The organism is Geofilum rubicundum JCM 15548, assembly GCF_000974365.1.
Lineage (GTDB): Bacteria > Bacteroidota > Bacteroidia > Bacteroidales > Marinilabiliaceae > Geofilum > Geofilum rubicundum.
In genome coordinates, this window is sequence record NZ_BAZW01000112.1 from 1 (window position 1) to 3,979 (window position 3,979).

Genomic DNA, 3,979 nt, shown 5'->3' on the forward strand with positions numbered 1-3,979 from the left:
CGTTGGGCGTCATACAGAGAAACCGTGCATCAAACCTTAAAATAAATTGTAACTTTACAAATTAACAATTGAGGACAACAATAAATTATGGATGATTATAGAACAATAGAAGTACAGACTGCGAAGAAACATGGTGCTACTGCAAAAGGAACTCGAAAATCAATTGGAGACTTCTTGCTCGATGACAACATTCAAAAGCCAGTTAATGTTAAAAGTAATAATGTTGATAAAAACAATTACTCGCCAAATATAATTTCAGCTAAAAGATTAATAAAATGGCTTAAACAAAACGGGAATGAATTGTATTTTATTTTCGTAAATTACAAAAAAACAGATGACGGTGTTATAGTTATTGACGATTCAGGTTTGATTCCCGTTCAACATATTAATTGGGAATGCTTGACAATTGAAGCGCAAGGTTGGGGAGTAATTCAAATGGTTGGCGAATTGAAGATAGACAAAAATCAGGATATGAAGGGTTTCTTTCGTGGTATGAAAACGGCATACGAAAAATACATGGACAAGGAAACCAGAAAGATGGCAAAAATTCGAGAAATGATTAAAGACTTTTAGCACAATGACCTACTTGGAAGCACATTTAACGAATAGAGCTTTGACTTTCTTCATAGAAAATCAAAATTCACTACAAAATTACTTGGAGATAAACTCAATTATTAATGAAGTTAGTGGTTTAAATAATTTCTTTGATACACAGGAAGAAGCAACAGAGTTATTAACAGAAATTAGAATTAATCAATCCATTGTTTCTGAACCTGACAGAAGAGAATATGGAGATTTCCAAACAAACAAAACTCTAGCTTTTCAAGTTGCCAAATATGTTTTAAATAAAGATGCAAATATTGAATTTTTATTAGAACCAACTTGTGGTAAAGGTAATTTCCTTATTGCTTGTTTATCACAATTTAAAAACCTGAAAAAAGTCGTTGGTGTAGAAATCTATAAACCTTATGTATGGAAAACAAAATTCGAAATTCTTACCTATTATTTGGCCAATCCAACGTTTGCGAAACCTGAGATTTATATTATTCATGGAAATGCCTTTGAATTTGATTATTCGGCACTTGCTAAATCTACAAGAAACCTAAAAACATTGGTAATCGGAAATCCTCCGTGGGTCACTAATTCCGAATTGGGCTCAATTGATTCAAAAAATCTTCCAGTCAAATCAAACTTCAAGAAACATAATGGTTTAGATGCCATGACGGGAAAGGGCAATTTTGACATTGGTGAATTCATTTCCTATACAATGTTGAAATGCTTTGAAAAACATGATGGAATATTCTCATTTTTAATTAAGAACTCGGTTGTTAAGAACATAATTCACGACCAAAAAATAAATCAATTTAGGCTAGGGCATATAGAAAAGCTTAACATTGATTCCAAAAAGGAATTTAATGTTTCTGTAAATGCGTGTTTATTCCTATCTAAATTAAACAGTGAGCCTGAATTAATTTGCAAGGAATATGATTTTTACACTCATGAAATGCTGACAACTTTTGGTTGGTATAAAGATAAGTTTGTCTATTCGGTTCAAGATTATGATGAGTCAAGTATTGTGGACGGTAAATCTACATTTGTGTGGCGCTCAGGAGTAAAACACGACTGCTCCAAAGTTATGGAACTTGACCAAGTGAACGGTCATTTCATAAATGCTCTAGGTGTAGAAGTCAATCTTGAAAATAATTTAGTTTATGGGTTATTAAAAAGTTCTGACTTAAAAGGAGACAAAACCAACTCATTTAGGAAGTTAACAATTATAACTCAAAATAAAATAGGTCAAGAAACATCATACATAAAGACACAGTTTCCAAAAACATATAAATACTTGGATTCACACAGAGAATTTTTTAATACGCGTAAATCATCGATTTACAAAGACAAACCAAGCTTTTCAATTTTTGGGATAGGCAAATATTCATTTTCAAATTACAAAATAGCAATTTCAGGTCTTTACAAATCAACTCATTTCACATTGGTCAGTCCTAAAGATAGCAAGCCTATAATGCTTGATGACACCTGTTATTTTATTGGTTTTGATGATTTAAAGATGGCAGAGATTGCTCATTACTTGGTAAATTCTGAGTTAGTCCAAAAATTCCTTAAATCAATAATTTTTTCAGATTCTAAGAGGTCAATAAATAAGGATACTTTAATGCGGATTGATTTTCAGAAGGCTTTTGAAAGTGTAGATTTTGAAAAGGCCAAAAGAAAGTTAAAAGAACTAAAAATTGAAGATTGGGAAGCATTTGCTGAAATGGTAAAAGAAGACGTTACAGAGCAAATGACACTTTTCTAGAAAAGTACGAACGCCCAACATCGTATATAAAACATTTGGCAGTCAGCGGGTTATCGAGCTTATCAGCCCGTATCAAAAGTACTTGTAACTTGACAGGAAAGTGCTTCGAAATGCCAAACGTTTCATATACGTAACCGTTATGCACCATTAAAAAAGGGACCCTACTAACACATTGACAATGAAAAAAGCAGAAATTATTATTGCCACACTTTCAATTATAGCACTTGGGATGAATTTACTATTTATTCCAGGGAGTGGTGCTTTGACTGTTTTGACTCTATTAATACTTTCAACTATTTATTTTTATTTCGGCTTTGCACTATTTAATGACATAAGACTTCGACAGGTTCTTAAAAAAGACAGCTATCGAGACATATCTTCATTAAGAATCCTAGGAGCAGTTGGTGCTGGACTTGCACTTTCATCTACAACTAATGGAATAATGTTTCAATTTCAATCTTGGCCGGGTGCTGATTTCATTTTAGGCGCTGGTCTTGTTGGACTCTCAATCGTGACGACAATAGGAATTATTAAATACTCAAAAAACAAATCAGACTATTATACTAGAATTTTAAAAAGGACAGTTATCCTTGGCGGACTTGGACTAATACTTATGTTTATGCCGAAGACAACTTGGATTGAAATCAAATACAGAAATCAACCCGAATATGTTGAAGCATTAAAAAATGCAATGGCTGACCCAGAAAATAAAGAGTTATGGGATATTGTTGAGCGAGAAAGAGAAAGACAACGGAAATATAGTGGAGAAAGACTTGAAAGCCAAGACTAACGGTGCATAACACGCAATATAGCAAAAGGCGGGTTTTGTGGATTTTTAAACCATTCTGCCCCGCATCAAGTTTTGTAACGGTAGACAATGACGACACCCGCATTCCGCCTCTTGCCATATTGCCAAACGTTGTAATCAAGCCCCAATAACCCAACAAACTGCAGATTTGATTCGCAGGACGCTTTTATCTTGATTCCAGAACGGAAGGATTTCGCGAAACTGAATACTTAAACTCAAACGTCTTTGACCAGGGTTTCGTGAATTTAAGGTGGTGTTCAGACAGCGGGTTGGTTTTTTAAAGGTTTGTGCAGAGTAGGACACGGGGAATCCTGCGGTTATCGTAGGAAAGTGAAATTTGGCAGACCGGTCTAGAGCTTCGGTAGAAACTGCCCGAATAATAAAACGGACTCCCGAGGCGCGATTTACATGAGTAAGCATACGGAATTTTGAAATGGTCACGGTGAAGGATGCATAAGTACAAGCGGATGCTTTTTCCAATTCAGCGAAACCAGTGGTCGGTACTAATAATGGGCTGCTCAATGATTGCTTCCCGAAACGGTCAAAAAATTTATGGACAGAAACGTAAAGCCAGTATTTCGTTGAGACAAATGTTTACATACGGAATGCTGGAACCAAATAGTAAAGTGTCGAGGGCAGACAAGGTTACAATTTTTGCAGTTAATTCGGTGATTATAGCTTCCCGAAAAGCAATGCAGGCTGGAGGACAGGATATAAAAGGGGCCAGATTACAACATCATGTATAAAACAATAGGGGTTTATGTGTTCAGTGTAAATCCATTCCCCTTAGCAAAAAACTTAACGGCAGACAATAACGACGCTTGCAAGCCCCTATCGTTTCATACATGTGGGCG

At 35.1% G+C, this 3,979-nt stretch carries 3 protein-coding genes; all 3 read left to right on the forward strand.

Annotation, left to right across the window (positions count from 1 at the left end; all coding sequences use genetic code 11):
- The first annotated feature begins 87 nt into the window (after positions 1-87).
- The 3 genes from JCM15548_RS20000 (at position 88) to JCM15548_RS20010 (ending at position 3,107) form a co-directional block, all read left to right on the forward strand.
- A complete protein-coding gene (locus tag JCM15548_RS20000; protein WP_062128941.1) occupies positions 88-573 on the forward strand; it encodes a hypothetical protein in 486 nt (161 codons plus the stop codon).
- Between the two features lie 4 nt (positions 574-577).
- A complete protein-coding gene (locus JCM15548_RS20005) occupies positions 578-2,317 on the forward strand; it encodes an SAM-dependent methyltransferase (RefSeq protein WP_062128942.1) in 1,740 nt (579 codons plus the stop codon).
- A gap of 178 nt (positions 2,318-2,495) precedes the next feature.
- Positions 2,496-3,107 carry a hypothetical protein gene (locus tag JCM15548_RS20010; RefSeq protein WP_062128944.1) on the forward strand — a complete coding sequence of 204 codons (612 nt, stop codon included), beginning with the start codon at positions 2,496-2,498 and terminating at the stop codon, positions 3,105-3,107.
- The last annotated feature ends 872 nt before the right edge of the window (positions 3,108-3,979 follow it).

Coding starts and splice junctions, on each gene's coding strand:
- JCM15548_RS20000 (WP_062128941.1), top strand. CDS start 88: ATGGATGATTATAGAACAATAGAAGTACAGACTGCGAAGAAACATGGT.
- JCM15548_RS20005 (WP_062128942.1), top strand. CDS start 578: ATGACCTACTTGGAAGCACATTTAACGAATAGAGCTTTGACTTTCTTC.
- JCM15548_RS20010 (WP_062128944.1), top strand. CDS start 2,496: ATGAAAAAAGCAGAAATTATTATTGCCACACTTTCAATTATAGCACTT.